Below are 24,594 nucleotides of genomic sequence, written 5' to 3'. Positions count from 1 at the left end.
AAAATACATAATTACTATGTTTTATGTTTTCTCATTTACTCCTCTTTTGCTTCTCTTTGTGCAATAAGGTTTTAAGTAATTTATTCACAAAAAGGTTAAGAGGGCGCTTCGCTTTAGAGAAGGCAAAAGTAGGTAGTCTATTAAGTATAAATATTAAAAGCTGCGCTTTTCGCGTGAGCAAGCTTACGCCTACCGGTAAAGTTTGACGCCGTGGTTAAATTTACTTGTAGGCGAGCAAAGCTCGTAATTCCTAGGCTTTAGTCTCTTCTCATTTACTCCTCTTTGGCTTCTCTTTGTGCAATAAGGTTTTAAGTAATTTATTCACAAAGAGGTTAAGAGGGCGCTGCGCTTTAGAGAAGTAAAAATACATAATTACTATGTTATATGTTTTCTCATTTACTCCTCTTTTGCTTCTCTTTGTGCAATAAGGTTTTAAGTAATTTATTCACAAAAAGGTCAAGAGGGCGCTACGCTTTAGTGAAGGCAAAAGTAGGTAGTCTATTTAGTATAAATATTAAAAGCTGTGTTTTTTACGTGAGCAAGCTAGGTGCTTACCGGTAAAGTTTTACATCTCGCTTTTAAAGTCCTGATAAACAAAAACCCCGATGGTACATAGTACTATCGGGGTTTTTTAATCGTTTTAGTAAACTTAAACTTTAAATTCGTCTACCGATAAGCGAAGCTCTTCGGCAAGTTTTGCTACTTCTGAACTTGAGATATTAGTTTGGTTTGCGCCTTCGGCTGTTTGCTCTGCAATGGCTACAATCGACTCAAGGCGTTCACTAATTTCTTGTGCTACTTGTTGTTGCTCAAGTGCTGCGGTCGAAATTTCTTCACTTACGTCGTGAGCTTGCGAAACCGCAAATGTAATTGAATCAAGAGCGCTACTTGCTAGGTCGGTTTGCTCAACACACGATACCGCACGTTGCTTACCTTTACTCATTGCCGTTACGGCAGCTTCTGCGCCTGTTTGTAGAGACTCAATCATTGATTGTATCTCTTGGGTCGACTCTTGAGTTTTACTCGCTAGAGAGCGTACTTCGTCCGCTACAACAGCAAAGCCTCGGCCATATTCACCAGCACGTGCAGCTTCAATTGCAGCATTTAGTGCAAGTAGGTTAGTTTGATCCGCTATTCCGCGTATTACATCTAATATGCTGCCTATTGATGCGCTATCTTGATGTAGTTTATTAATTACTTGTGAGGCGTCGTCTACTTCACGTGCTAATTGCTCAATCGTTGCTTTGTTGTTATTTGAAATACCTTTAACGCGTTCAGCTTCTTTATCCGCATTTTTAATTTCGCTAAGTGCTTGTTGAGCGCTATTGCTAACCGTTTGCGATGTACTGCTCATTTCGGTTGTTGCGGTTGCGGCTTGTTCAACTTGTGCTTGTTGGTTGCGAATTGCTTGGCTTGATTCTGAGGTAATGGCCGATGTTTGCTCTGATGCTGCTGCAAGTTGAGTGGAACGCGAAATAATACCTTTAATTAGGCTGCGTAGGCTGTCAATTAGCGTGTTACAACTTTTAGATAGTTCGCCAAATTCGTCTTTAGCGCTGTCATCTAAACGTTGTGTCATGTCGCCACTGGCAACAATATCTAAAATTCGGTTAACTTCAGCAAGTGGTTTAGTAATGCGGCTAACAGTAATAATAGCAATCGCTACAGCTAAAAGGGTGGCTATAATCATACCAACCCACGTCCATAAGTTTGCTGAGTCTACGTCGCTGCGCACGCCTTGCTGTAATTTAAACGCAACATCACTTGCTTGATTAACTAACTCATCAATTTGGTTAAGTGCCATTTTGGTGGCTTGCTCTGACTGGGCAAGCTCTGTCTCTGTTAGCGTAATCGAGTCAATTAATCGTTTTTTGTTTGCAGCTAAACCGCTGCTACCTTTTATGTTGTTTTCTAAAGTATCAACATACTCTTTTAAGCTTGAATATAAATCGCTGTGAGTTTGCTCAATCGCAGGTTTAATTAATGCAATAGTACGCGTTACTTCTTCTAGGTAATAAGTTTGCTCGTTTTTAACAATATCGAGAGTATTAAGCGTTTTAACGGTTAGCATGTCGGTGCTGTTACTAACTACCGACATAAAGTTGTTTTCTAAATTGTTTGCAGCTTGATAAGCGCGAGGGTGGTTTTGCTCAAATCCGTCAATGTCGGTAATATCGAGTACAACAGAGTTAGCATCTTCTGCACTTAGTTCTATATTTTCTAATTGTGCTTTTAATGTTTTATTTAATGCTAGCTGTTTGCTTTTATCTTCTAATAAGTTTTCAACTGTGCTTAAAAAGCTTAAGTAGGTTTTTTCTACGTTTTGGCTACTTTGATTAAGCGTTGCATCGTTTTTTACTACGTCTTGAAGTTCACGGTGCAGCGTGTTGAACAATTGTTTTTGCTCAAGGACCTGTGCTTTTATTGGCGCAAGCTCATTGGCGGATGTCGTGTAAAAGCTAGCTTGAGCGGCTTTACTCATTAAAATAAATTCGGCTTGTAGCTCAGAGCTTTTATTTAATGCTGGGAGTGATAGTTGGTTCACTTTTTGAGTGGAACGGTCAATATTTGCAATTTTTATTAAGGAGTTACCACCAATTATTAATAATAATAGTGTGATAAATATAAAACCACCCCAAATACGTTGGCTTACTGTCAGGTTCATAAGGTTTCCACTCAAAAGTACTTCAATTAAAACTTATCGGCGTTTGTACCAATAAGTTAAGTAATTAAAATCAATTACTTTAACTAATTTTAACTATTAATTTATAAATCTAACAGATGTATTGTTTTTTTTCAGTTTATTTAGACGAAAGGTGGGACTTTTCTACAATAACTTTTTTTGTACTTAGCTCCATTAGGGTCATGGTGTTACCCCATACACAGCCTGTATCTAAGGCGTGAACCCGTGGATTATCTGTCCTACCTTCAAGCGCGGCCCAGTGGCCAAAAATAATATCGTGTTTAGTTTTAGCTATATTAGGATGGTTAAACCAAGGGATTAGTGTTTGACTATCGGTTATTGCACCCTTTGCATTAAGCTCGAGTTTGTTATTACTTGTTAAAAAGCGCATGCGGGTAAAGTAGTTAACTATGTATCTAAATTTTTCAAAGTCATCAAGGTTGCTTGACCACTTTGCAGGGTGAGGTTGATACATGTGTTCAAAAAATGCTTTCGCGTTATTTGATTGATAACAGCTTTGTGCAAATTGCGCGTGTTTTAGTGCATTTTCAATAGACCAATCGGGGTTTAATCCTGCATGAGATATAAAACAGTCATGTTTCATAAGCTCTAAGGCCAATGGTTGGGTTTGTAAAAAAGCGATGTAATGCGCTAATTTTGGGCTTTCAAATATCGGGTTTAGATTATCTTTTGGGTTGGTAGGTTTGTTAAGAAAGTAGCAGGCAACCATGTGGAGGTCGTGATTGCCTAAAGTGATGGTCATGCTATTTTGATGTTGGTAAATATAGTCTAAGCAGGCTAGAGAGTCTGGCCCGCGGGCAACTATGTCGCCAACTAAATAAAGGTGATCTTTGCTTGGGTTAAAATCAACCCGTTGCAAAAGGGTGTTAAATTCACTAAAACACCCTTGTAAATCACCTATCGCATAATCTGCCATCAGTGGTTACGACTTAATGTAAAATGTTAGGGCAAGCCAAACGAAACACATTAATAGGCGCCTGAAACTCAGAGCCAAATTCGTTGCGTAACGTGTAGTGGCCTTGCATTGTGCCTACAGGTGTATCTAAAATTGCACCGCTGGTGTATTTATAGCTTTCGCCTGGGCCAATGTCTGGCATCTCGCCAACAACGCCTTCACCTTCTACTACTACTTCTTTGCCATTTGCATCGGTAATTAACCAATAGCGGCTCAGTAATTTTGCACTGCATAAACTATGGTTTTTAATCGTTACCGAGTAAGCAAATACGTATTTTTCAAGCTCAGGTTGAGATTGACCTTCTACGTAAAATGTTTCTACAGATACCTTTACAGGCGATCCAATATTACTGCTTGTTGTCATAAATCCAGTTAGCTATATCAATAAATTGTTGTAAAGATAAGCGCTCAGCACGCAGCGTTATATCAATGCCAATGCTAGTAAGCTCTTCTGCCGTTAGTAAATTACCTAAACTGTTACGCAGTGTTTTACGGCGTTGATTAAAGGCTTCTAAACACACTGTGTTTAATATTTTAACGCTTTTTGCTGTACGTTGCTCTGGCTTTTTAGGTATTAAGCGTATAACCGCAGAGTCAACTTTTGGCGCTGGTTTAAAGCACTCAGGTGGTACTTCAACAACCGGCATCGCATTACAGTAGTATTGAGTCATTACGCTTAAGCGGCCAAATGTTTTACTACCTGGGCCTGCTACCATGCGTTTTACTACTTCTTTTTGAAGCATAAAGTGCATGTGCTCAATATGATCTGAAAATTCAAAAAGATGAAACAATAACGGTGTCGAAATATTGTAAGGTAAGTTACCAAACACTTTCAATTTTTTGTCATCGCGAACCAAGCTTGCAAAGTCAAACGTCATTGCATCGCCTTGGTTAACGGTTAATTTAGGACCCAAAAATGGGTGTTCAATTAATCGTTGTGCTAAATCTTTATCTAATTCAACAACCGTTAAATGGCCGCTTAAATCAGCTACTGGCTCAGTAATTGCGCCAAGGCCGGGGCCAATTTCTACTAAGTTGTCTTCTGGTTTAGGATCGATCGCAGAGACTATTTTATCGATAATAGACTCATCAAATAAAAAGTTTTGCCCAAAACGCTTACGAGCGCGGTGTCCTAAATGTACTTTATCGGTCATTGATTTTGTGCTTTTTCTTGGGCGAGCTTAATTGCTTCGCGGATCGCTAATTCAAAACTGCCAACGTCAGCTGTACCAGTTCCTGCTAAATCGAGTGCAGTACCGTGGTCAACTGATGTGCGGATAAATGGTAAGCCAAGGGTAATATTTACCGATTTACCAAATCCCTTGTATTTTAGCACAGGTAATCCCTGATCGTGATACATAGCAAGCACTGCATCTGCTTCAGATAGGTATTTATCTTGAAATAAGGTATCGGCCGGTAGTGGGCCAATTAAATTCATACCTTCGCTTCTAAGTATCTCAAGCGTTGGTGTGATTGTTTCTATTTCTTCGCGGCCTAAATGGCCATCTTCACCGGCATGCGGATTTAAGCCACACACTAAAATACGTGGTTTTTCTATACCAAACTTAGTTTGTAAGTCGTGATTTAAAATACCCGCTACTTTAGTTAAGCGCTCTGGTGTAATGGCACGCGATACATACGCAAGTGGAATATGAGTGGTTACAAGTGCAACTCGTAAGCCCTCTGTTGCAAGCATCATAACTACATCAGCAGTATTTGACTGCTGTGCAAAATACTCAGTGTGCCCGCTAAATGAAATACCCGCTTTATTAATTATGCCTTTGTGAACAGGGCCCGTAACAACAGCATCGAAGGTGCCGTCCATGTTTTTTTCACTTGCTATACGCAAGGTATCTAACACGTATTGGCCGTTACCGTCGTTTAGTACGCCAAGCTCTACATCAGTACCTAAATCAACTTGGTGAATATACAGGCTGCCAGCAGGTGCTACGATAGCGGGTGCATTATCATCAAATTCAATTAAGTTTATTGTTAGGCCTAAATGTTTTGCACGCTCTTTTAACAGCTTGCCATCGGCAATTGCTACAAGTTGAGCATCCCACGCTTGCTGAGCAAGCGTGAGTAGCAAATCTGGGCCAATACCGGCAGGTTCACCCGGTGTAATAGCAATTCTTAGGGTCATATTTATTGGTCTATAGGGAAAATTTCAACGTGAGCTTGCTCGCGCATTTCTTGCTGCCAGTTAAAACTTTCTTCCTTAAATTTACGGTTAAACAACATACCGTGAGCACGGTTACGTTTAGCTAGCTCAGTTTTATCAGCTACACGTTTACCAAGTAACTGAACAATATGCCAACCAAACTGTGTTCTAAACGGTTCGCTTATTTCGTCTTGCTTAAGAGAAAGCAGAGTATCTTTAAACGCAGGTACGTAAGTTGTTGGATCAGTCCAATCGTATTCGCCACCTTTAAGTGCAGAGCCTGGATCTTCTGAGTATTCTTTAGCTAACTTTCCAAAGTCGGCAGTTCCTGCGCGTAAATCTTTTGCAAAGCCAGCAAGCATAGAGCGTGCTTTTTCTTCACTTAAAATAATCGAAGGTTTAATTAGTATATGGCGTGAGCGTACTTCTGTTGTTTCTACAACTTGTAAACCACGAACATCTTGTACTTTAATGATATGAAAACCAGCACCAGAGCGAAGAGGGCCAACAATAGCGCCTTTCTTTTGGCCTTTTACTGCTTCAGCAAAAAGCGATGGCATTTCGTTAATGCCCATGTAACCAAGCTGTCCACCTTCAAGTGCTTTAGAGCCACTTGATGATGAAATAGCAATACGCTTAAATTCTTGGCCATCGTTTAGTAGCTCAATAACTTTATCTGCGCGTGTTTTTGCGCCAGCAATTTCGTCAGCGTTCGCATCGTTAGGGATATCTATTAAAATATGACCAATGTCGTACTCTTCAGCACTTTGACCTTGGGTTTCCATAATTTTTAAAAGGTTATCAACTTCTTGCTCGCTAATATAAATACGGCGATCGACACTTGCACGTGTTACTTGTTGCGTTGTAATTTCTTTACGAATTTCTTCACGGTAAGCTTGAAAGCTTTCGCCCGAACCTTCAATAGTACGGCGTAAATCGGCAATTGTTCCGCCTTGCTCTTGTGCCATGCTTGCAAGAGTTTGATCTAGTTGACTGTCTGAGATTTGTAACCCCATACGGTCAGCCATTTGTATCATAAGGGCTTGATTTACTAAACGCTCAACGGCTTGTACACGAAGAGTTTCATCTTTTGGTAATTGCTGGTTTTGTTCTTCGGCTTGCTTTTTAACACGATTAATAATGGTGTCTACTTCGCTTTTTAAAATTACGCCTTGGTTTACAACGCCAATAACTTTATCTATTTCTACTGGTGCGGCCATTGCACTTTGACAAAGGCTGGCACTTAAAACTGCTGATGTTAATAATTTTTTTAAATTCATATTCTTTTTACTACTCTTGCTGATAGTACTGTTGTGATACTAGTTACTAAGAAAATACGGTCTACGATAGCCAAAAATACCTTGTTGTAATAATTTTTGTGCATCATAACGGCTTTTACTGCCAAGTCCTTTTAATACAAAATTCAAACTAATACCTGAATCAAAAGTTGCTTGTTCTTGGCCTATTGATTGATTTAAATCTGTTTCAATTTGGCGGTGCCCAGTAATTTGGATAGCCCAACAGCATGATTCATACTGTAATCCGCTCAATACTTCGATACTTCTGTTGTTTTCAAGATCTCGATGATAGCTCGCAATAAATTGCCATTCGTCGCTAATAGGAATACTTGTAAATACACCTGCTTGCTCGATTGTATTTCCTGAGACATCATTTGCATAGCGATGGTTCAATTGTACTAGCTGATTATTATCACCTTTATAATCAAGCGTTACATTTGACTGTACCATTTGCTTGCCATCTGTATCGTATTGAATACCTCCAGCGAGGTACCAACGGCGGTGCCAATGTAACATGGTTTGAGCTGCAAATAGTGCATTATAATTAGTGTCTGAGTTTAAGCCTTGCTCTGTTGGCTTGGCATCGTCACTTAAATAAAATATTTGGCCAGCACTAAAATTAAATACTTCTTCTTGTTTTTTATCAAACAAGCGCGTTGTAGCACCTAACGTAAATTGATTCGCGGCTGCTATACGGTCAACACCTGAAAAGCGCACGTCTCTAAATAAACCATAATAATCGTCTTGTAGTTTGGTTGTATCAAACAAACCAATATCTGACTGGTCTTTATTAGGCGTATATAAATATTGAATTTGCGGCTCTAGTGTTTGTATAGCATCTTCAAAAAAGTAAGATGCGTCGCGCTCAAAATTAAGCTGAGAGTACAAACGTACTTTAGGAATAGTACGCGATACGGTATCGCTGTATTGCGTGCCTGTTAAGTTTCCGCTTTGCTTATAATTAGTTTGCAGTAAGCTCACTTCAGATAAAAAAGACCATGCATGCGTTGCATAGTTATAGCGTGCTTTAGGCTCTACGTGTACACGAGTTGCGCTGTCTATGGCCACTTCTGATGAATCATTAGTAAAATGGCTAATTTCACCTGATACACTAAAGTCAAAATTATCAAAACGCCATGGGGCAGTTTGCGTAAAATTAACTTGCGGTATAGCAGTGTAAGACTCTAAGTGATCGCCCAGTACTTCAAAGTTTTGTACTTTAATATCGGTGCGCCATGTTTCACCTAAATGAGTAAGTGAACCGGTACGATACAACTGAGTATCGGTTTTACTGGCGTAATTTGAGCTTAAATCGGTGATGTAGTTATCATCGCTTACATTGGTTACATCAACGTTTGCGCGCCAGTTTTCACCTAGGTAGCTTTGTTGTTGCCAATGAAACATGTAGCGTTCATTCAAATCTGGCTCAGAATCATCACTATCTAAGTATTCAATCCCTACTAAGCCTTCATGTTGCTCTGTTAGGTATCTAAACTCTGTTTGTAATTGCAGCCCTTTATTAGACATATAACGAGGCGTAATAGTGGCATCAAAATTAGGTGCAATATTTAAATAGTACGGCGTAATTGTTTCAAGGCCGTATTTGTCAGAGCTTGAAATAGTCGGGGTAAGCAAACCTGATTTACGGCGTTCATCCAGCGGAAATGTAAAATAAGGTAAATACAAAACCGGTGTATCGAGAATGCGTAATACGGCGTTATATGTTTCGCCCCAGCCTTCTTCGCGTGAAAGGTTTATTTCGTCAGCTTCAATTTCCCACACTGGGGTGTCACTTGGGCAAGTAGTAAAGCTTGCATTCATGAGTAATAGGCCAGACTGATTAACAGTGAGCTTTTCAGCGCCGCCTTTACCTTGTTGTTCGGTTAGGCTGTAGTCGGCGCCTAACAAGCTGACTTCTGAATTATTTAAATCGGCATTTAATCCGGTGCTGTTTACTTTACTTACATAGTCTTGATAAGTGATTGGCCCCGTTGCATTTAATAAACCACGCTGTTTGTCTATCAACGCAGTTTGTGCGGACAAACTCATCTTAAGGGTGTTAATATCAACATTGCCGGTAAATTCAGCGCTTTGAGTGCCAAGTAGCTCTACATCATCAGCTTGAATATCAACTTCACCAAGGTTAAGGCCTTCAAGTGGTTGCCAAGCTCTGGTTTGCATTGAAATGCCACAAAGGTTGTGTGCCAGTTCAGTTTCGGCAAGCGATGGTGCGCTAACTACGCTTAGCATCAATATGCCCCAGGTTTTGCTCATTTATCGACCTTAATACTGTGTGTTTAATATAATATACACATAATAAAGGAAAATAATGGCAATTACAGTAATTGACCTAATTAACTTAGTGAAAAATAGATATCTTATAAAATGACACGCTTTGAGAATTTACAACAATTTATAAACACACAGCTTAATGCCAAGTCGCATACTTTAAACGCGATCACGGGTGATGCTAGCTTTCGCCGTTATTACCGTTTAAATCACGATAATAAGCATTTAATAGTGATGGACTCAGATCCGCAAAAAGTAAATAACGAACCTTACATTTCGCTAAACCAGGTGTTTGTTGAGCAAGGTTTTTTACTTCCTACAATTATTGCAAGTGATGAAAAGCAGGGCTTTTTTATTCTCAGCGATTTAGGGAGTACGCACCTAGCTGACATGCTTGATGATGCAAACCGCACCGAGCACTATCAAGCATTAATTAGCTTAAGTGCTCAGTGGGCAAAAACGCCGGCAGCTTATGCTATGCAAGCGTATAACGAAGATTTTATAAAACTAGAACTTGATATATTTAGCCAGTGGTTAGTGAGCGACTTTATTAATGAGCCACTAAGCGCAGAGCAAAACGTAATGTGGCAAACAAGTTCAGATCTATTAATAAAGGCCATGCGTGAGCAACCTACTGTTACCGTTCATCGCGATTACCATAGCCGTAATATTATGAACAGTAACGGCCAGTGGGCAATTATAGATTATCAAGATGCTGTACGCGGGCCGCTTTGCTACGACTTGGTATCGCTACTGCGCGATTGCTACTTTAAACTGCCTCAACAAGAGTTAACAAGCTTGCTTGATTTTGCTTATCAAGAATTTACGACTCAAAATTTACTGGTTAACACTTCATTCGATGAGTTTAAATATTGGTTTGATTTAACCGGATTACAGCGCCACTTAAAAGCTGCGGGTATATTTTGTCGATTATATTTGCGCGACGGTAAAACAGGTTATTTAGATAATATTTTACCGACACTTGATTACATTATTGAAGTAGCGGCAAATTATCCAGAGCTTAAAGCATTGAGTGAGTGGACAAAAAATACCATAGTGCCCAAAGTGACTGAAAAGTTAGCAAAGGAGCGCTCATGAAAGCGATGATTTTAGCGGCAGGGCGCGGGCAACGTATGATGCCGCTAACGAAAAATATGCCAAAGCCAATGTTAAAAGTGGCAGAAAAACCACTTATTGAACACCATATAAATAACCTTAAAGCGGCCGGCATTACCGATATTGTAATAAACCTTGCCTGGCAGGGTGATAAAATAAAAGACTACTTTAACGATGGCAGCCAATTTGGTGTAAATATACTTTATAGCCAAGAAGTTGAAGGTGGCCTTGAAACGGCTGGCGGTATAATTGAAGCGTTACCGCTGTTGGGCGACTCGTTCATTGTAGTCAATGGTGATGTATACACCGATTATGATGTAAGTGCGCTAATGCAACTTTATTTACAGCCCGGTGAGGCGCACATAGTGCTTATAGAAAATCCGCCACATAATCCTAATGGCGACTTTGCGTTGAGCCATTTATCGGCCGAGAGTCAAAAATATACATTTTCGGGGATTGGCCGCTATCAGGCTGATTTTTTTAAAGGATTAACGCAAGGTATTCGCCCTTTAGGGCCTATTTTACGTGAAAAGCTAAATGAACATTTAGTCTCTACTGAGCTCTATATAGGGCAGTGGGATGATATTGGTACACCAGAGCGTTTAAACCAATTAAACACACGCCTTGAGGCGTAACAACTCAATTTTTTAAGAAGGCAGTATTATAGATGTGGGGAAAAATTCTCGGTTTTTGTTTTGGCTTTATGTTTGGCAAAATATTTGGTGCCATTTTAGGTTTATACCTAGGTCATTTATTTGATAAAAGCTTAAAAAATAACTTTGATAAAGCAGGTGGTTTTTCTAGCTTATTTAGTGGTGACGACGTGAATGAGCGCCAAGCTTTATTCTTTTCAAGCTGCTTTGCTGTTATGGGGCATATTGCGAAGTCGAATGGTCGTGTTAGCGAAGTACATATAAAAGCGGCTAACTTGTTTATGGATGAAATGGGCTTAAAGGGCGAAGAACGCCGCGAAGCCCAGCATGCATTTCAGTCAGGTAAAGAGAGCGACTTTTCACTTAAAGAAACAGTACACGATTTTAAAGAACGCTTTGCTAAACGAAACGATCTAATACAGTTGTTTTTAGAAATACAAATTCAAATGGCATTTTCTGACGGGGTATTAGCCGAACAAGAAAAGCAATTATTAGCAGAGGTAAGTAAACAGTTAGGTATTTCTAAAACACGTTTTGCATTTGTATTAAAGCGCTACCAAGCAGAGTTTAACTTTAGAAAGCAACAACAGCAGTTTAATCAGCAGCAACAAAACCAAGGTCAAAGTAGTAGTTACCGTGAGGGCTCTGGCCATCATGTACCGCCAAATAATAACATGAACCGTGCGCAAGCATTGGCGTTATTAGGTTTAAATAGCGATGCAACGCAGCGTGATATAAAAGTAGCGTATCGTAAACTTATGTCGCAACACCACCCTGATAAGTTAGTGTCGCAAGGCCTACCAAAACACATGATGGAACTGGCTGTTAAAAAGAGCCAAGATATTCAAGCTGCTTATGAGTATTTAAAAAAGTCGGCGTAAAAAACCGTCTATTTCTTTTGTTAGGCGTGCGTGTTGATCGGGTTGATCGCGCAGGCCAAACAACTGGCGTTGGCGGTAATCAAACTTTGCATTTCGGTTAACCCAGCGCTGACGATTTTTAAGGCTTATTAAAATGTCTGTGCTGTCATTAGCGTAGTAAATATCAAGTAAGGCGGGTGTAACAAGTGATGCCGTTTGGCTCAAGCTTTCGTTACGCTTGGTATTAGGTAGATAACTGCTTAAACTTATAAACGCATCCAGTCTCTCATCTGGAAAATCTGCATAGTACTCCAACAACACACCAGCACTTGTACCTTGTGCTATAACAACTATATTACTCGAATCTTCCATAGCGGTTTGATACAGCGCATTAAAACGAGAGATAAGATTTATTTTATAGTTATCAAGTATGTCATCGGTTACTTTTTCAATTGCATTAACGTAATGAGGTTCTCCTTTTACTTTTGCAGGCTGCGATTGGGCGTTTGCTGTTGTGTCGGGTGATGCAGGTTCCTCGGCGTTACTCGGCGCAGCTTCGGTTTCGCTGGGCGTTGTTTCTGCCATTTTACTAGTTTGCCAATCAATGTCGGGCACTGTCATTGCGTAGGTGCTGTAACCTAAATTATTAAGCTCTTTACGCAAGTAACTCATGCCTGAGTTGTTGGTTGGGGTCGAGTGCCAGTCGGGTATAAGTAATACGACTCCTCTAAAATTAGCGCTCATATATTCGCTATAAAGGCTTAAAAACTCTGTTTCACCCGCTAATATTGGTTTTATTTCATCGCTTGGAAGAAGTCGCTCAATGTCGCTATTTTCAATACTTGATAGGCTAGGTGGGGCAATATGTTCCGCCGCGCTGATAGGGTTAGCTAAAAGTAGCGCACAGCTGAGCTGTATATAAAAAGCGCCTTTTAAAAACCGTGAAAATAGCATAACGCACCTAACTAATGACAATTAGTTAGGTATCGGCAAAGTTATCTAAAAGTTTAATAATTTACGAAGTATTTGAGCCAGTTAAAATTCAGGCTCGGCTTCAAAAGTAAGTACTTGCTCAGTGGTTGGGTGCTTCAACTGCAGCATTTGTGCATGTAATTGTAAGCGAGGAGCGGCAGCAAGTGCCTCTTTATGGGCGTAAAGTCTATCACCTAAAATAGGATGACCCAGACTTAACATATGCACACGTAGTTGATGCGAGCGACCAGTGATAGGGGTTAGCTCTACACGGGTTGCATTTTCTTCACGCTCAAGTATTTTAAAATGCGTAAGCGAAGGTTTACCTCTGTCGTGATCAACCATTTGCTTAGGGCGATTAGGCCAATCACAAATAAGGGGTAAATCTACTGATCCTGTTTCAGCTTCAAGTTGTCCGTATACACGTGCTATATAACGTTTGGCTGTTTCGCGCTCTTGAAACTGCATACTTAAATGTCTGTGCGCGGCTTTATTCATGGCAAGGCACAGTATGCCAGAAGTCGCCATATCTAAGCGGTGTACTATTCTCGCTGTTGGAAAAACACGATTAACGCGATTAATTAAGCTGTCGGCATGTTTAGGATCTTTACCTGGAACAGTTAATAACTCACTTGGCTTATTAACGATAAGTAAGTCGTCATCCTGAAAAAGTATTGTTAAATACGGACTCATAGGGGGATTGTAGTTAACTAACACGGCCGACCTTAGTGATTTTGAAGGGCGCTATTTTAGTAGAGCAAGCCAACAGGCTCAAGTAAAAATTTGGCTATATTGTTTTAGTTAGGGCGTGTTGAACGTTGGTGGTTGAATTTGCAGTAGTATGTTTGGTTTTTAGGCAAGGCAGAGCCTATGTAGTGTGGTTATTCCCCATAATTAGGCGATAACGCAGCATAAATGCCAAACATGCTCTGCCCTTTGGGTTCTTTCTAGGGGCGATTAACTCTTTGTTGCTCGATTTTTACTTAGCCCACTAGGTTACAAACCTCGCGCCGCGATTAAATCGCCCCTAGATTGAACAAATTTCAATCCACAAAGTTCAACACGCCCTAGTATATCCAAACTTAGGCTCCTTTAAAGCGCTTTTATAGTTTGATTTCTTGAGTTGTTAATAGTCGATATTCACCGCTAGCCAAGTTTTCATCTAGGGTAATTCCCGCAATCTGCTCGCGATGTAGCTCAACTACTTTGTTGTCTACCGCGTAAAGCATACGCTTAACCTGATGATACTTACCTTCACTTATTGATAAACGCAGTCCGTAATTAGCAAGTCTCTCAGCTATAGCGGGGCGGGTTAAATCTTTTTCGTTATGCAGCATGACACCTGTTCGTAATTGCTCAAGTGCTTCATCGGTAATAGGCTCTTGAGTTTCGACTAGGTAGGTTTTAAATTTATTGCTTTTAGGCGACGTAATTTTATGTGACCAATCGCCATCATTAGTAATAATAACTAACCCTGTGGTGTCTATATCAAGGCGACCTGCCACGTGAAAGTCGCTCATATTTGGCTCATCAAGTAAGTCAAAAACAGTTTTATGTAGCTCGTCACTGTTAGCACATACATAGCCAACAGGTTTATTTAGCATGTAATAGCGCTTACCTAAAAATACCAAAGGCGTACCTTGGTGCAGTACTTCATCTTGCTGGGCTAGCTGAAAATTATGTGATGTGATTACTTCGCCATTAACGCTTACTTCTTTTCGCTTTATACTCGCGCGGGCTTGCGTGCGCGGTATTTCAGCTAAGTGGCTAATAAATTTATCTAAGCGGCAAGGGAATTTCATTTTGGTTCACATTTTTAGTCGGCTACAATGGGCGCGATTATAGCCGATAGTGAAATACCATGACAGTGCACAGCACACAAATTTTAAGCCTTTACCAAGCAAAAATAGACACGGGTGAACTGTGTTTTGATGCTGCGCAGCAAAATGCAGTGGAAGCTTTAAATACGCTAACCGAGCAACTTCAAGCTCACACATCATGGTGGCAAAAAGCGCCCTTAATAAAAGGCGTTTATTTATATGGACCTGTAGGACGAGGTAAATCTATGTTGATGGATTTATTTTATAAAAACCTACCTACTGAGCAAAAGCAGCGACTGCATTTTCATCATTTTATAGCGCAAGTGCATGCCCAACTCTCGCAGCTACAAGGTCAAAAAAATCCACTAATCCTAATTGCAAAACAGTGGGCTAAAAATATTCGAGTACTGTGTTTTGACGAGTTTTTTGTGAGCGACATTGGCGATGCTATGGTTATGGCGAGATTGTTCAATGCGTTGTTTGAACAAGGTGTTGTGCTGGTGGCCACATCGAACGCAAAGCCAGAGCAGCTTTATTACAACGGCCTGCAACGAGCGCGATTTTTACCTACTATCGATTTAATTAATAGTCACTGCCATATAATTAGCGTGGCGGGGGAGGACGATCACCGCTTTAGATACGGTAAAAATAGTCGCCACTATTTTATTAATTTATCTAATCACGATTTTAAAAATGAGTTTTTAGCTTCTTATGCAGAAGTAACATATAGAAATACAATTAGTGTACATGGCCGCAATTTACCTTATTTATTAAAAGCCGATAACGCCTTGATGATTGATTTTATGGCGCTATGCTCAGGCCCGCGCAGTGCTAACGACTATATGTTTTTAGCAACGCAATTTGATGTGTTATATGTATCGAACGTGCCGCAAATGGGTGTTAAAGCAACGGGTAAAGTTATTGTTCACGGTATAGAAGATAGTTATCAACGCGAAAAACAAACGCTTGATGAGCACACCTTTGACGACGAAGCACGGCGCTTTATTGCCTTAGTAGATGAGTTTTACGATTGCCATAAATTGCTGGTAATAAATGCGCAAACCGACATTGAACATTTGTATAAAGGTAAAAAGTTGAGCTTTGAATATGCGCGCACGCAATCGCGCATAGTCGAAATGCAAAATTGGTAACGCTTTAATATATATCGTAGACGAGCTTGCTCAAGTGAGAAGCGTAGCTTCTTTTTAGCCTCTTTGTGAACAAATCACTTAAGATCTTATTGCATATAGAAATTACGAGCTTTGCTCGTCACGCCAGCAAGCGCTGCGTCTACAAGTAAATGTAACCACGGCGTTAAACTTATCCTTCTTGGCGTACTATATTCTCAAGGGCGCGAATATTAGTAATTAAGTCTTGGCGCTCCGGGTTTGCTTGTAATGCTCTTCTAAGATGCTTGAGCGCACTCGAATAGTCTTTAGAATCAATCGCTATTTGCGATAACCCAAGCCATGCCGATAGTTGATAATCAGGTAGGGCTTGTGCACGAACATACATAAGTTTAGCTTGGGTAAGCTGATTTTTACTGCGATAAATACTAGCTAAACTAAGTAGGGCATCACCTAAATTCGGGTTTATTTTAAGTGCGTTATTTAAGCTTTTAAGAGCGCGCGTAGTATTACCTTGCTGCATAGCAAGTTGTGCACTGTATACAGAAAATTGAGCTTGTTCATCACGGGGTAGCTGCTTAGTTAATCTTTTTGCGCTGCCTATTAGCTCTTTAGTTAAATCCCATTTTTGCTCCGATACAAGCCAGCCTAAAGTTTGCATCGTGGTATTAATAACCTCAATTTGCTGTTTTTTATTTGCGTGTGTTAAACCTTGCTTTAATAAACTAACAGCGCGTTCAGTGCTGCCTTCACTTAAATGTAGCTGGGCTGCTAAAAGCTGGTTGCTGGTATCTTTAGGGTTAAGTTTTAAGGCCACTTCAATAGCAGCAAGCGCATTTTTATTTTGCTCAAGTTGCAGTGCAATTTGTGCGCGCTGTAGCCAAAGTTCTGCATTATCAGGGTTTTTATTGAGTAACTCTTTTAATAATGCATTTGCCTGACCTAAATCACCAGACTCAATCAAAGCAAATAGTAACCCTTGCTGATATTGGTTTGTTTCTGGCGCTAGCATTAGCGCCTGGCGGTACGCCGCTACTGCGCTCCAAGGTTGGCTGTGCTGAACATGAATATAAGCAAGTTGCGCATAACTTTGTGCATCAGCTTGGCCAAGTTTAATACTGTTAACTAGGTGTGTTTGCGCTTTGTCATACTTTGCTTGTTGCATGTACAAAAGGCTTAAACCTTGGTGTGCTTTTACTAAATCAGGTGAGGCTTTTAAACACGCTAGGTAAGCTAGTTCAGCGTTATTAAAGTCTTTTGTTGAAAGCAGTACTTGTGCACGTAATAGGTTTAAAGCAGTGCTATCTTGGCTTATATCACGGCCTTTAAATAACGCCGCAACTTCACTGTAATTACCGGCTTGTAATAGTGGTTGTACTTGGCGAGCAAAACCGCGCTCGGTCGGCTCAATAAGAACTTCTGTAGGACCCAGTAATTTATTATTTATAGCTAACTGCCATGTTGGATCGCTAGGCGATAAAGTTACTTTTAGTGGCGCACTTTTTAATGGTGTACTCACGGCGCTTGCATGCACGCTACTTACACCTAATAAAGGGAGTGAGCACATTAAAGTAGTGATAACTGCGCGAGTTAATGGTTTTAGCGTTTTAATTACATTCATGTTTTTCATTTTAATAGGCTTAAGGTTTAAATTCGATTGGCCAAATAAAGCGAGCGCGTACGGTTTCACCTTCTTTTTTAGGTGCACTAAAGCGGCTTTGTTTAATAATTTTGTCGATAGCTGGTTTAAGTTCAGGGTATGGATTTTGTACTACCTCAATTAAACTTAACTTGCCACTTTCATCAATAAATACATCGAGTTTTACAGTAAATACATCAACACCTCGACGGGTTAAGCTTTTTGGTAAAACGGCCTTAACAGGAGTAAGCAAAGTTGGGAGACCATCGAGTTGATTTAAGCTAAATGCATCCCAGTTTACACTCATTGATTGCCATTGTGGCGCGTTTACTTTTACGTTGGGTGTATCGGGTTTTACAATACTTAAATTGCTGGTGATCTTAATTTTTACGGCTTGAATAGACGCGCCTGCACCTTCTACCGCTAAGCTCTGCATTGGCTCACTTGTTTGCTGTTGCGATATTGATGGTGGAGGGGGCGGTGGCAGTGCCACCATGGCAATCTCACGTACAACGACTTTGTCTTGTATATGATGCTCTGCAAGTTGCCCAAGCCATAAAAGTAGTAATGCGGCGCTAAGTACAATTAAGCTAAGGCCAAATGCAAAAAGTGGATGGCGATTGTTTTTTGTTTTTTGAGGCGAGTTAATCGTGTGCATATTATTGCTTGGTCGCTAAGTTAACTTGCGCCGCGCCTGCCAGCTTTGCTTCGTCAATTACTTGAACAAGTAACTCAGTAGGTACCGTTTTATCAGCTTGAATAACTACAGGGCGTTGTTGCTGTTTTAACATTTGCTCGACACTACTACGCACGCCAGCAACACCAATTTGGCTACCATCAAAAAATACTTGTTGAGAGTCGGTTATTGCTAAAAATATAACTTGCTGCTCAAGACGACTGGCCGATACGGCTTGTGGTTTATCAACCTCAACACCGCTTTCGCGTACAAATACGGTTGTAACAATAAAAAATATTAGCAATATAAATACCACATCAAGTAGTGGCGACATATCAATATGTTGCCCCGCTTCTTGCTCTAGCTTGTGCTTTAAACGTGATTGCATAGTGTTACCCTAACTGCTTACTTAACGTATGTAACTTAGGGTTACGCTGCGAATACGCTAAATACGCTTGCATTAACCACGCAGGAATAGCGCACACAAGGCCCAATTGAGTTGTTAGTAATGCATCACCAATGGCGTCACTCATTAACTCGTTATGGCCCAGCGCCATTACTTTAAATGTATCAAGCAAACCAACAATAGTGCCTAATAAACCAAGTAGCGGAAGCGCTGCAGTTAAAATAGAGCTTACCTCTTGCCAGTAACCTTTACGCTGCGCTTGGTATTGTTTAAGGTGCAGTAAGTCATGAAAAATTAACTGGTATACAAATAAAGCGAGTAAAAGAATACACCAGCAAATAGGGTTACTAACGATTTTCTCAAACATTGGTTTCTCCTTTTTCTAGTTGACTTAGCTGTAATGCAAAGCCTTCTAGTTGGCTGTAATACGCTTTTGCTTTACGCGATAGCAGTGCATTTAATACCAGAGCAGGTATGGCCACGACTAAACCCAATTCAGTTGTTATAAGGGCTTGTGCGATACCGCCCGATACAACTTCTGGGTCGCCTGAGCCAAACAAGGTCATCATTTTAAATGTTTCGATCATGCCGCTAACAGTACCTAACAAGCCAAGTAGTGGAGCTACTGCAGCTGTAACGGCAATAGCGCCAATAAAGTTATCGAGTTTATGCTTATCGTGAATTAACTGATTAAATAATTGATCGTCTCGTACTTGGCCTTTTTCGCTTTGCAGCGTTAAGTTAAATAACTGCTGCTGCATACCTGCAAATTCACTGCTATTTTCAGCTTTAAAAAATTGCTGTAATTGCATTTGAGAGTGCATTTTAATTTTACTTAAACACAGTAGTTGTGCGGCTTTTAATAGCGCAATAGTTAGTGCAAAGCAGGCAAACAAAATAATAGGGATAGCCCATAAGCCGCCTTTTTCTAAGTGTTCAAGCGGACTTTCTTGTTGAGCTTGGCTCGTTACTAAGTGCGTTAAACTAGGATCAAAAGTAAGTAATGTTGAGCCTGCACCGTTTTGATTTAAAGTATTATCGAGTGGGTTATCGTTACTTGTTGATTGCACTAACGCTACTTTTAATGCACTAGATTCATCATCCAAATTTAATAAGCCCATAAGTTTAGGAGTTTGCGTACTAAACCATGCAACAGGGCCTACTTGAAGAGTACTAGCTTGGCTTAATTCGCCATTACCGAGCACAATCGATTGCTTATTAAAGTGTGGGTAAAGTGCCTGTTCTTGATTATTAATTTGCGATATAACGCGGCTTAATAACTCGTTTTGATTATTAGTCGACTCGTTACTGCTATCACTATTGCTGGTATTTTGGCGCACAAAACGGCTAAGTAAGTTTAATTGATATTGCTGCTGCTGTTGCCAAGTGTCTAATCGGGTTTGTAACTGATCAAGGCTTAATGTGTTTTCGTCAGCTAGGCGGCGATTAACGGCGGCTTGTTCGCGTAATTTACTGAGCGATTGCTGCTTGGTAAAAATTTGCTTTGCAAGGGTAGCTTGCTCTTTTGAAATACTATTTTGAGTTTTATTTAGAGTACGTTGCGCTGTTTTAATATCACTTAAAATACTTTGTTTAGCATCATCACTGCTAGCTGCAAAAGAAATATTTGCACTAAAAAGTAACACTGTGGCGCTAAATGCTGCAATTATGCTGTTAGTAGCCATTATTTAGCCCCTTGCTGGTTTTTATTTACATAACTTAATATTGGGAGTGTTACCCAATCAGCAGCGCGCTTTTTTTGCTGTACAGCAATACCCAGTGCAACTTGCTCAGCATTAATGCTTGGGTCAAATTCCCACTGCCAACCTAAGTCACTTGGAAAACCAATACCTACGTAACTTAAATCTTCACTTACAAACCATGCTTGAGCTGCACCTAAGTAAAGCTGCTTTACCCACACTTCTTGCCCGTCAGGGTGTTTAATAGCCATTTCGTGAATAGAAATACGTTGTTGAAAATCATTAAGTAGGGTCAGCATTTTTAGCGCTGTTTGTAATTTGTCAGTTGTACTGAGTTGTGAGTCGCTTAAATCACCTGCGTTTTTCCAACTACTTAAAAGTGGCGGGGGTAATTGCACTTGTAATGAAAGTAATTGCTGAGAAATATGTGCTAGTTGATCGTTTAATTGCTGTTGATCATTTTCAAGTTCTGATTGCTTAGTAACAAGCTGTTCGCGTTTTTGGGCAAGCTCACTGGTGCTTTTTTTTCTACGCTGATTAAGCTCGCTAAGTTGCTGTTGCTCGGCATTTAGAAGCGTTAAGGTTTGCTCCATACTGCTTTTTTGTTCAAGCCAATGAGTATTTAATTCTGTGTTTTGATTTTCTATTTGTAGCCATTTATTAACGAGTTGTTCTAGCTCACTAACAGTGTCGGCTTTTACTGCCATGGTGCTACAAAGCGCGATAACTACGCTAATTGGTTTAATTAAGCTTCGCATTACTTAACAACAATCCTGAAAGTTACGACAAGTAATTACAAGGACGTAATTACTGTTAATTTTTGAGTGTGTATACAATATAGGAATTTACATAGCAATGCAATTGATAACAGTTATCGTTTACATTGCATTGTTTGAATGGTAGGATTTCGCCGAAATTAAATATGTACCTTAAATTAACAATAGTTAAGTGCTTAATAAAAACTACGGAGTAACCATGAGTAAGCCATCGAATAAAGGAAATGCGTACGTGAAGCCAATTGCAGCGGTTGTTACAGCTACGCTTTCAACTTGGGCAAGTGCACAGGATGTTCAAGAACTATCGGTAACCAAAGCAGAAACTAAAACTGAGTCTAGCTATGTTGTAGAAAAATCAACGTCGCATAAATACACTCAACCGCTACTCGATACAGCTAAAACTGTAACGGTAATTAACCAAGCGGTAATGAAAGATAGAAACGTAGATAGCCTACGTGATGCTTTACGTAATGTTTCAGGTATTTCTTTAGCTGCAGGTGAGGGTGGCTCACCTACTGGCGATAGCATGTCGATTCGTGGTTTTAGTGCTACAAATGATATTTTTGTTGATGGTATTCGTGATGTTGCAGGTTACACACGTGATATTTACAACATTGAAGCCGTTGAAGTTGCAAAAGGCCCAGGCTCAGCAGTTTCTGGTCGTGGCGCAACAGGTGGTAGTGTTAATTTAGAAAGTAAAAAGGCGAAGTTAGACAACTTTAACGACGTTTCGCTACGTTTAGGCACAGAAAGCGATTACCGTGGTCGTTTTGATACTAACATTCAAGTAAACGATACAAGCGCGCTACGTATAAACCTTCTTACTGATAAAGGTGATGTTGCAGGTCGCGACCATGTTGAAAATGAAACAAATGCTGTTGCGTTTGCATTTGCAACAGGACTTGGTACAAACAGCCGTTTTGATTTAAACCTAGAGTATCAACGCCAAGACAATTTACCAGATTACGGTATTCCTTGGGTTTACAGTGATACGCCTGTAGCTGAACTTGCAGATAGCGCGCGCTCACCTTCTCCTGTCGATTTTGATAACTTTTACGGTAATATTTACCGTGATTACGAAGATATTGAAGCCTACTCAACAACAGCTCGTTATGAGTATGATTTTTCTCAAAATACTACATTACGTGTGCAAGGTCGTTTAGGTAAAGTTAAGCGTGAATCAGTAACAACTGCACCGCGTTATTTCTCGGTTACAACCGACACTGATATTACCTTTGCAGATGAAAAAACACGTGATACAGAAAATTCACTTGCTGCACTTCAAGTTGATTTAATTGGTAACTATGAGTTTGCTGGCTTTACTCATGATGTTGTAGTGGGTGTTGAACTTGCAAACGAAACGTTTACACGTCACGCATTAGTCGCTACAACTCCAGACAACCTAATTGAAGATGAAATACGTAACGACTTATATAACCCTGACGCAACAATTGCGTTTACGGGTGTGTACGGCCGTGACGGTACAAGCATTGAAGCTAAAGCTAAAAACCAAGCTATTTATGCATTTGATACAGTAACGCTTAACAAGCAATGGGAAGTTACGGGCGGAATTCGCTTTGATAGCTTCACTACGGATTACCATAACGATTACAATGACCCAAGCGCTTTAATTTCTACAAGTGACGATTTATTTAGCTGGAATGCAGCTGTAGTTTATAAACCAGCAGAAAATGGCAGTGTATATTTAGGCGCAGGTAATTCATTTAACCCATCGGCTGAAGGGCTAACGGTATCTACGCGTTCAAATGCAGCTGATTTAGACGCAGAAGAAAGCCGCAGTTATGAATTAGGAACTAAATGGAGCCTAATGGATGGTCGCCTGCAAACTAATGCTGCACTTTTCCGTACTGAAAAAACCAATGCCCGTACTGATGACCCATTTGCAGATAGCTCAAGTGATGAAATACTCGGTGGTGAACAGCGCGTACAAGGTTTAGAGCTTTCAGCAACAGGCTTAATTACTAAAGAGTGGACTGTAATTGCTTCATACACTTACCAAGATAGCGAAGTAACTAAAGCATTAGGCGACGACGCAACTCAAATTGGTAACGAGCTTGCACGTACACCTAAAAATAGCGCAAGTGTTTGGACTACGTACGATATGTCGGATAAATTATCGTTTGGTTTAGGTGCGCAATATGTAGGTGAGCGTTACAACGGGACTACGTCAACACGCTCTCGTGCGCCAGGTTATACTATTTTTGACCTGATGGTTGCGTATGACATATCAAAAGATTTGAGCCTACAGTTTAATGGTGAAAACTTAGGTGATAAAGATTACGTTGACCAGTTAGGTGGTGGACACTTTGTACCAGGTGATGGTCGTAAGTTTAGCTTAACTGCGAGCTACTCTTTCTAAGAGTAAAATAAGTACGGCATAAAAGGGCAGAGTTAACTCTGCCCTTAATTATTTGATGAAAATGTGAGAGGGCGCACATGCTAGTTAAAATTCCAGAGCTATTAACGAAAGAAGAAGTGGCTTATTGTCATGAGGTTTTGCTTAAAGCCCAGTGGGCCGATGGCAGTATTACCGCAGGGCATCAATCAACCAAAGCAAAAAATAACTTACAGCTACCTGAAAATAGCCCTGAATGCCAAGAGCTTGGCGACATTATAATGGCAGCACTTGCGCGCAGTAATTTGTTTATGTCGGCGGCGCTTCCTGCAAAAATTTTTCCTCCGTTATTTAATTGTTATCAAGGCGGGCAATCGTTTGGTGTGCATGTAGATAATGCAATTCGACAAGTACCGGGTACGCCAGTAAAAATCCGTACAGATGTATCAATGACGTTATTTATTAATGACCCCGAAGATTATGAGGGCGGTGAACTTGTTATTGAAGACACTTATGGCTCACATAGTGTAAAGCTGCCCGCAGGCAGTATGGTGTTGTACCCTTCAACGAGTTTACATCGTGTAATGCCTGTAACGAGTGGGCGCAGATTAGCCTCATTTTTTTGGTTACAGAGCATGGTAAACAGCGACGAAAAACGTGGTTTACTCTTTGATTTAGATATGTCGATTCAAAGTTTGCGCAGCAAAGTAGAAGATAGCCCAGAGATTATTCAATTAACAGGGGTTTATCATAACTTGCTAAGACAGTGGGCGCAGACATAAAAAATATTTTTGTTAGATATTAGATATGAGTAATTAAATATAAGTAATTAAAAGCTGCGCTTTTCGCGTGAGCAAGCTTCATGCCTACAGTCAAAATTTAACGCTGTGGTTAAATTACTTGTAGACGCCCAGCTTGCTAGCGTGACGAGCGAAGCTCGTAATTTATATGCTTTGGTCTCTTCTCATTTACTCCTCTTAGTGAAATAAGATTTTAAGTGATTTATTCACAAAGAGGTTAAGAGGTCGCTGCGCTTTAGAAAAGTCAAAAGTAGGTAACAATCAGTTTGAATATTAAAAGCTGCGC

22 protein-coding genes are annotated in these 24,594 nt (G+C 40.2%); 6 read left to right on the top strand and 16 right to left on the bottom strand.

Annotated elements, in window-relative coordinates; translation table 11 throughout:
- Positions 1-649 precede the first annotated feature (649 nt).
- The 7 genes from WNY79_RS19515 to lptD all read right to left on the bottom strand — a co-directional run bounded on the left by WNY79_RS19515 (position 650) and on the right by lptD (position 9,392).
- Complete coding sequence (locus WNY79_RS19515; protein ID WP_182711398.1) at positions 650-2,665, bottom strand: methyl-accepting chemotaxis protein; 2,016 nt, start codon at positions 2,663-2,665, stop codon at positions 650-652.
- Between the two features lie 136 nt (positions 2,666-2,801).
- A complete protein-coding gene (locus WNY79_RS19510; protein ID WP_342876670.1) occupies positions 2,802-3,620 on the bottom strand; it encodes a symmetrical bis(5'-nucleosyl)-tetraphosphatase in 819 nt (272 codons plus the stop codon).
- 13 nt (positions 3,621-3,633) lie between these two features.
- On the bottom strand, positions 3,634-4,023 hold the full coding sequence (gene apaG, locus WNY79_RS19505) for a Co2+/Mg2+ efflux protein ApaG (RefSeq protein ID WP_007585091.1): 390 nt from the start codon (positions 4,021-4,023) through the stop codon (positions 3,634-3,636).
- Complete coding sequence (gene rsmA / locus WNY79_RS19500) at positions 4,007-4,813, bottom strand: 16S rRNA (adenine(1518)-N(6)/adenine(1519)-N(6))-dimethyltransferase RsmA (protein ID WP_002960838.1); 807 nt, start codon at positions 4,811-4,813, stop codon at positions 4,007-4,009. Before rsmA ends, apaG begins: the two co-directional genes overlap by 17 nt.
- Complete coding sequence (gene pdxA, locus WNY79_RS19495; RefSeq protein ID WP_024600312.1) at positions 4,810-5,802, bottom strand: 4-hydroxythreonine-4-phosphate dehydrogenase PdxA; 993 nt, start codon at positions 5,800-5,802, stop codon at positions 4,810-4,812. Before pdxA ends, rsmA begins: the two co-directional genes overlap by 4 nt.
- A 2-nt stretch (positions 5,803-5,804) precedes the next feature.
- Positions 5,805-7,100: a peptidylprolyl isomerase SurA gene (surA, locus tag WNY79_RS19490; protein WP_024600313.1), complete on the bottom strand. Its 1,296-nt coding sequence runs from the start codon at positions 7,098-7,100 to the stop codon at positions 5,805-5,807.
- A gap of 39 nt (positions 7,101-7,139) precedes the next feature.
- On the bottom strand, positions 7,140-9,392 hold the full coding sequence (gene lptD / locus WNY79_RS19485) for an LPS assembly protein LptD (protein WP_024592325.1): 2,253 nt from the start codon (positions 9,390-9,392) through the stop codon (positions 7,140-7,142).
- Between the two features lie 111 nt (positions 9,393-9,503).
- Between lptD and WNY79_RS19480 the strand changes: the two genes are divergently transcribed.
- The 3 genes from WNY79_RS19480 to djlA are packed head-to-tail and all read left to right on the top strand — an operon-like array spanning position 9,504 to position 12,057.
- The gene (locus tag WNY79_RS19480; RefSeq protein ID WP_342876669.1) at positions 9,504-10,505 is read left to right on the top strand and encodes a phosphotransferase; all 1,002 of its coding nucleotides are present in this window, start codon (positions 9,504-9,506) and stop codon (positions 10,503-10,505) included.
- Complete coding sequence (gene murU / locus WNY79_RS19475) at positions 10,502-11,158, top strand: N-acetylmuramate alpha-1-phosphate uridylyltransferase MurU (RefSeq protein ID WP_342876668.1); 657 nt, start codon at positions 10,502-10,504, stop codon at positions 11,156-11,158. The genes WNY79_RS19480 and murU overlap by 4 nt, the downstream gene beginning before the upstream one ends.
- Positions 11,159-11,190: 32 nt before the next feature.
- On the top strand, positions 11,191-12,057 hold the full coding sequence (gene djlA / locus WNY79_RS19470) for a co-chaperone DjlA (protein ID WP_024600316.1): 867 nt from the start codon (positions 11,191-11,193) through the stop codon (positions 12,055-12,057).
- Here the strand turns inward: djlA and WNY79_RS19465 are convergent.
- From WNY79_RS19465 to rsuA, 3 genes are all read right to left on the bottom strand, one after another.
- A complete protein-coding gene (locus WNY79_RS19465; RefSeq protein WP_342876667.1) occupies positions 12,040-12,990 on the bottom strand; it encodes a DUF3530 family protein in 951 nt (316 codons plus the stop codon). The genes djlA and WNY79_RS19465 overlap by 18 nt on opposite strands.
- Positions 12,991-13,071: 81 nt before the next feature.
- The gene (gene rluA / locus WNY79_RS19460; protein WP_170071657.1) at positions 13,072-13,725 is read right to left on the bottom strand and encodes a bifunctional tRNA pseudouridine(32) synthase/23S rRNA pseudouridine(746) synthase RluA; all 654 of its coding nucleotides are present in this window, start codon (positions 13,723-13,725) and stop codon (positions 13,072-13,074) included.
- A 386-nt stretch (positions 13,726-14,111) separates the two neighbouring features.
- The gene (gene rsuA / locus WNY79_RS19455; RefSeq protein WP_182197047.1) at positions 14,112-14,810 is read right to left on the bottom strand and encodes a 16S rRNA pseudouridine(516) synthase RsuA; all 699 of its coding nucleotides are present in this window, start codon (positions 14,808-14,810) and stop codon (positions 14,112-14,114) included.
- A gap of 59 nt (positions 14,811-14,869) precedes the next feature.
- On the opposite strand from rsuA, the gene zapE reads away from it, so the two are divergent.
- Complete coding sequence (zapE, locus tag WNY79_RS19450) at positions 14,870-15,979, top strand: cell division protein ZapE (RefSeq protein WP_342876666.1); 1,110 nt, start codon at positions 14,870-14,872, stop codon at positions 15,977-15,979.
- Between the two features lie 169 nt (positions 15,980-16,148).
- Here the strand turns inward: zapE and WNY79_RS19445 are convergent, their stop codons facing one another.
- The 6 genes from WNY79_RS19445 to WNY79_RS19420 are packed head-to-tail and all read right to left on the bottom strand — an operon-like array spanning position 16,149 to position 21,134.
- The gene (locus WNY79_RS19445; RefSeq protein ID WP_342876672.1) at positions 16,149-17,576 is read right to left on the bottom strand and encodes a tetratricopeptide repeat protein; all 1,428 of its coding nucleotides are present in this window, start codon (positions 17,574-17,576) and stop codon (positions 16,149-16,151) included.
- A 19-nt stretch (positions 17,577-17,595) separates the two neighbouring features.
- Positions 17,596-18,252 carry an energy transducer TonB gene (locus WNY79_RS19440; protein WP_294121432.1) on the bottom strand — a complete coding sequence of 219 codons (657 nt, stop codon included), beginning with the start codon at positions 18,250-18,252 and terminating at the stop codon, positions 17,596-17,598.
- Between the two features lies 1 nt (position 18,253).
- Positions 18,254-18,658 carry a biopolymer transporter ExbD gene (locus WNY79_RS19435; RefSeq protein ID WP_010555259.1) on the bottom strand — a complete coding sequence of 135 codons (405 nt, stop codon included), beginning with the start codon at positions 18,656-18,658 and terminating at the stop codon, positions 18,254-18,256.
- A 4-nt stretch (positions 18,659-18,662) separates the two neighbouring features.
- Entirely contained in the window at positions 18,663-19,043 is a 381-nt protein-coding gene (locus WNY79_RS19430) for a MotA/TolQ/ExbB proton channel family protein (protein WP_002960812.1), read from the bottom strand.
- Complete coding sequence (locus WNY79_RS19425) at positions 19,036-20,361, bottom strand: MotA/TolQ/ExbB proton channel family protein (RefSeq protein ID WP_342876665.1); 1,326 nt, start codon at positions 20,359-20,361, stop codon at positions 19,036-19,038. The genes WNY79_RS19430 and WNY79_RS19425 overlap by 8 nt, the downstream gene beginning before the upstream one ends.
- Positions 20,361-21,134 (bottom strand): DUF3450 family protein, encoded by a 774-nt coding sequence (locus WNY79_RS19420; RefSeq protein WP_342876664.1) that lies wholly within the window; start codon positions 21,132-21,134, stop codon positions 20,361-20,363. The genes WNY79_RS19425 and WNY79_RS19420 overlap by 1 nt, the downstream gene beginning before the upstream one ends.
- 217 nt (positions 21,135-21,351) lie before the next feature.
- Here WNY79_RS19420 and WNY79_RS19415 point away from each other — a divergent pair, with 217 nt between their 5' ends.
- Together WNY79_RS19415 and WNY79_RS19410 are read left to right on the top strand one after the other, a co-directional pair.
- Positions 21,352-23,532, top strand: coding sequence for a TonB-dependent siderophore receptor (locus tag WNY79_RS19415; RefSeq protein WP_342876663.1), 2,181 nt, complete (start codon positions 21,352-21,354; stop codon positions 23,530-23,532).
- 77 nt (positions 23,533-23,609) lie between these two features.
- The gene (locus WNY79_RS19410; protein ID WP_007585050.1) at positions 23,610-24,290 is read left to right on the top strand and encodes a Fe2+-dependent dioxygenase; all 681 of its coding nucleotides are present in this window, start codon (positions 23,610-23,612) and stop codon (positions 24,288-24,290) included.
- The last annotated feature ends 304 nt before the right edge of the window (positions 24,291-24,594 follow it).

The organism is Pseudoalteromonas sp. AS84 (assembly GCF_038900255.1).
Classification (GTDB): domain Bacteria; phylum Pseudomonadota; class Gammaproteobacteria; order Enterobacterales; family Alteromonadaceae; genus Pseudoalteromonas.
The sequence above is the reverse complement of the archived record's forward strand: the minus strand, read 5'-3'. Positions and strand labels throughout refer to the sequence as shown.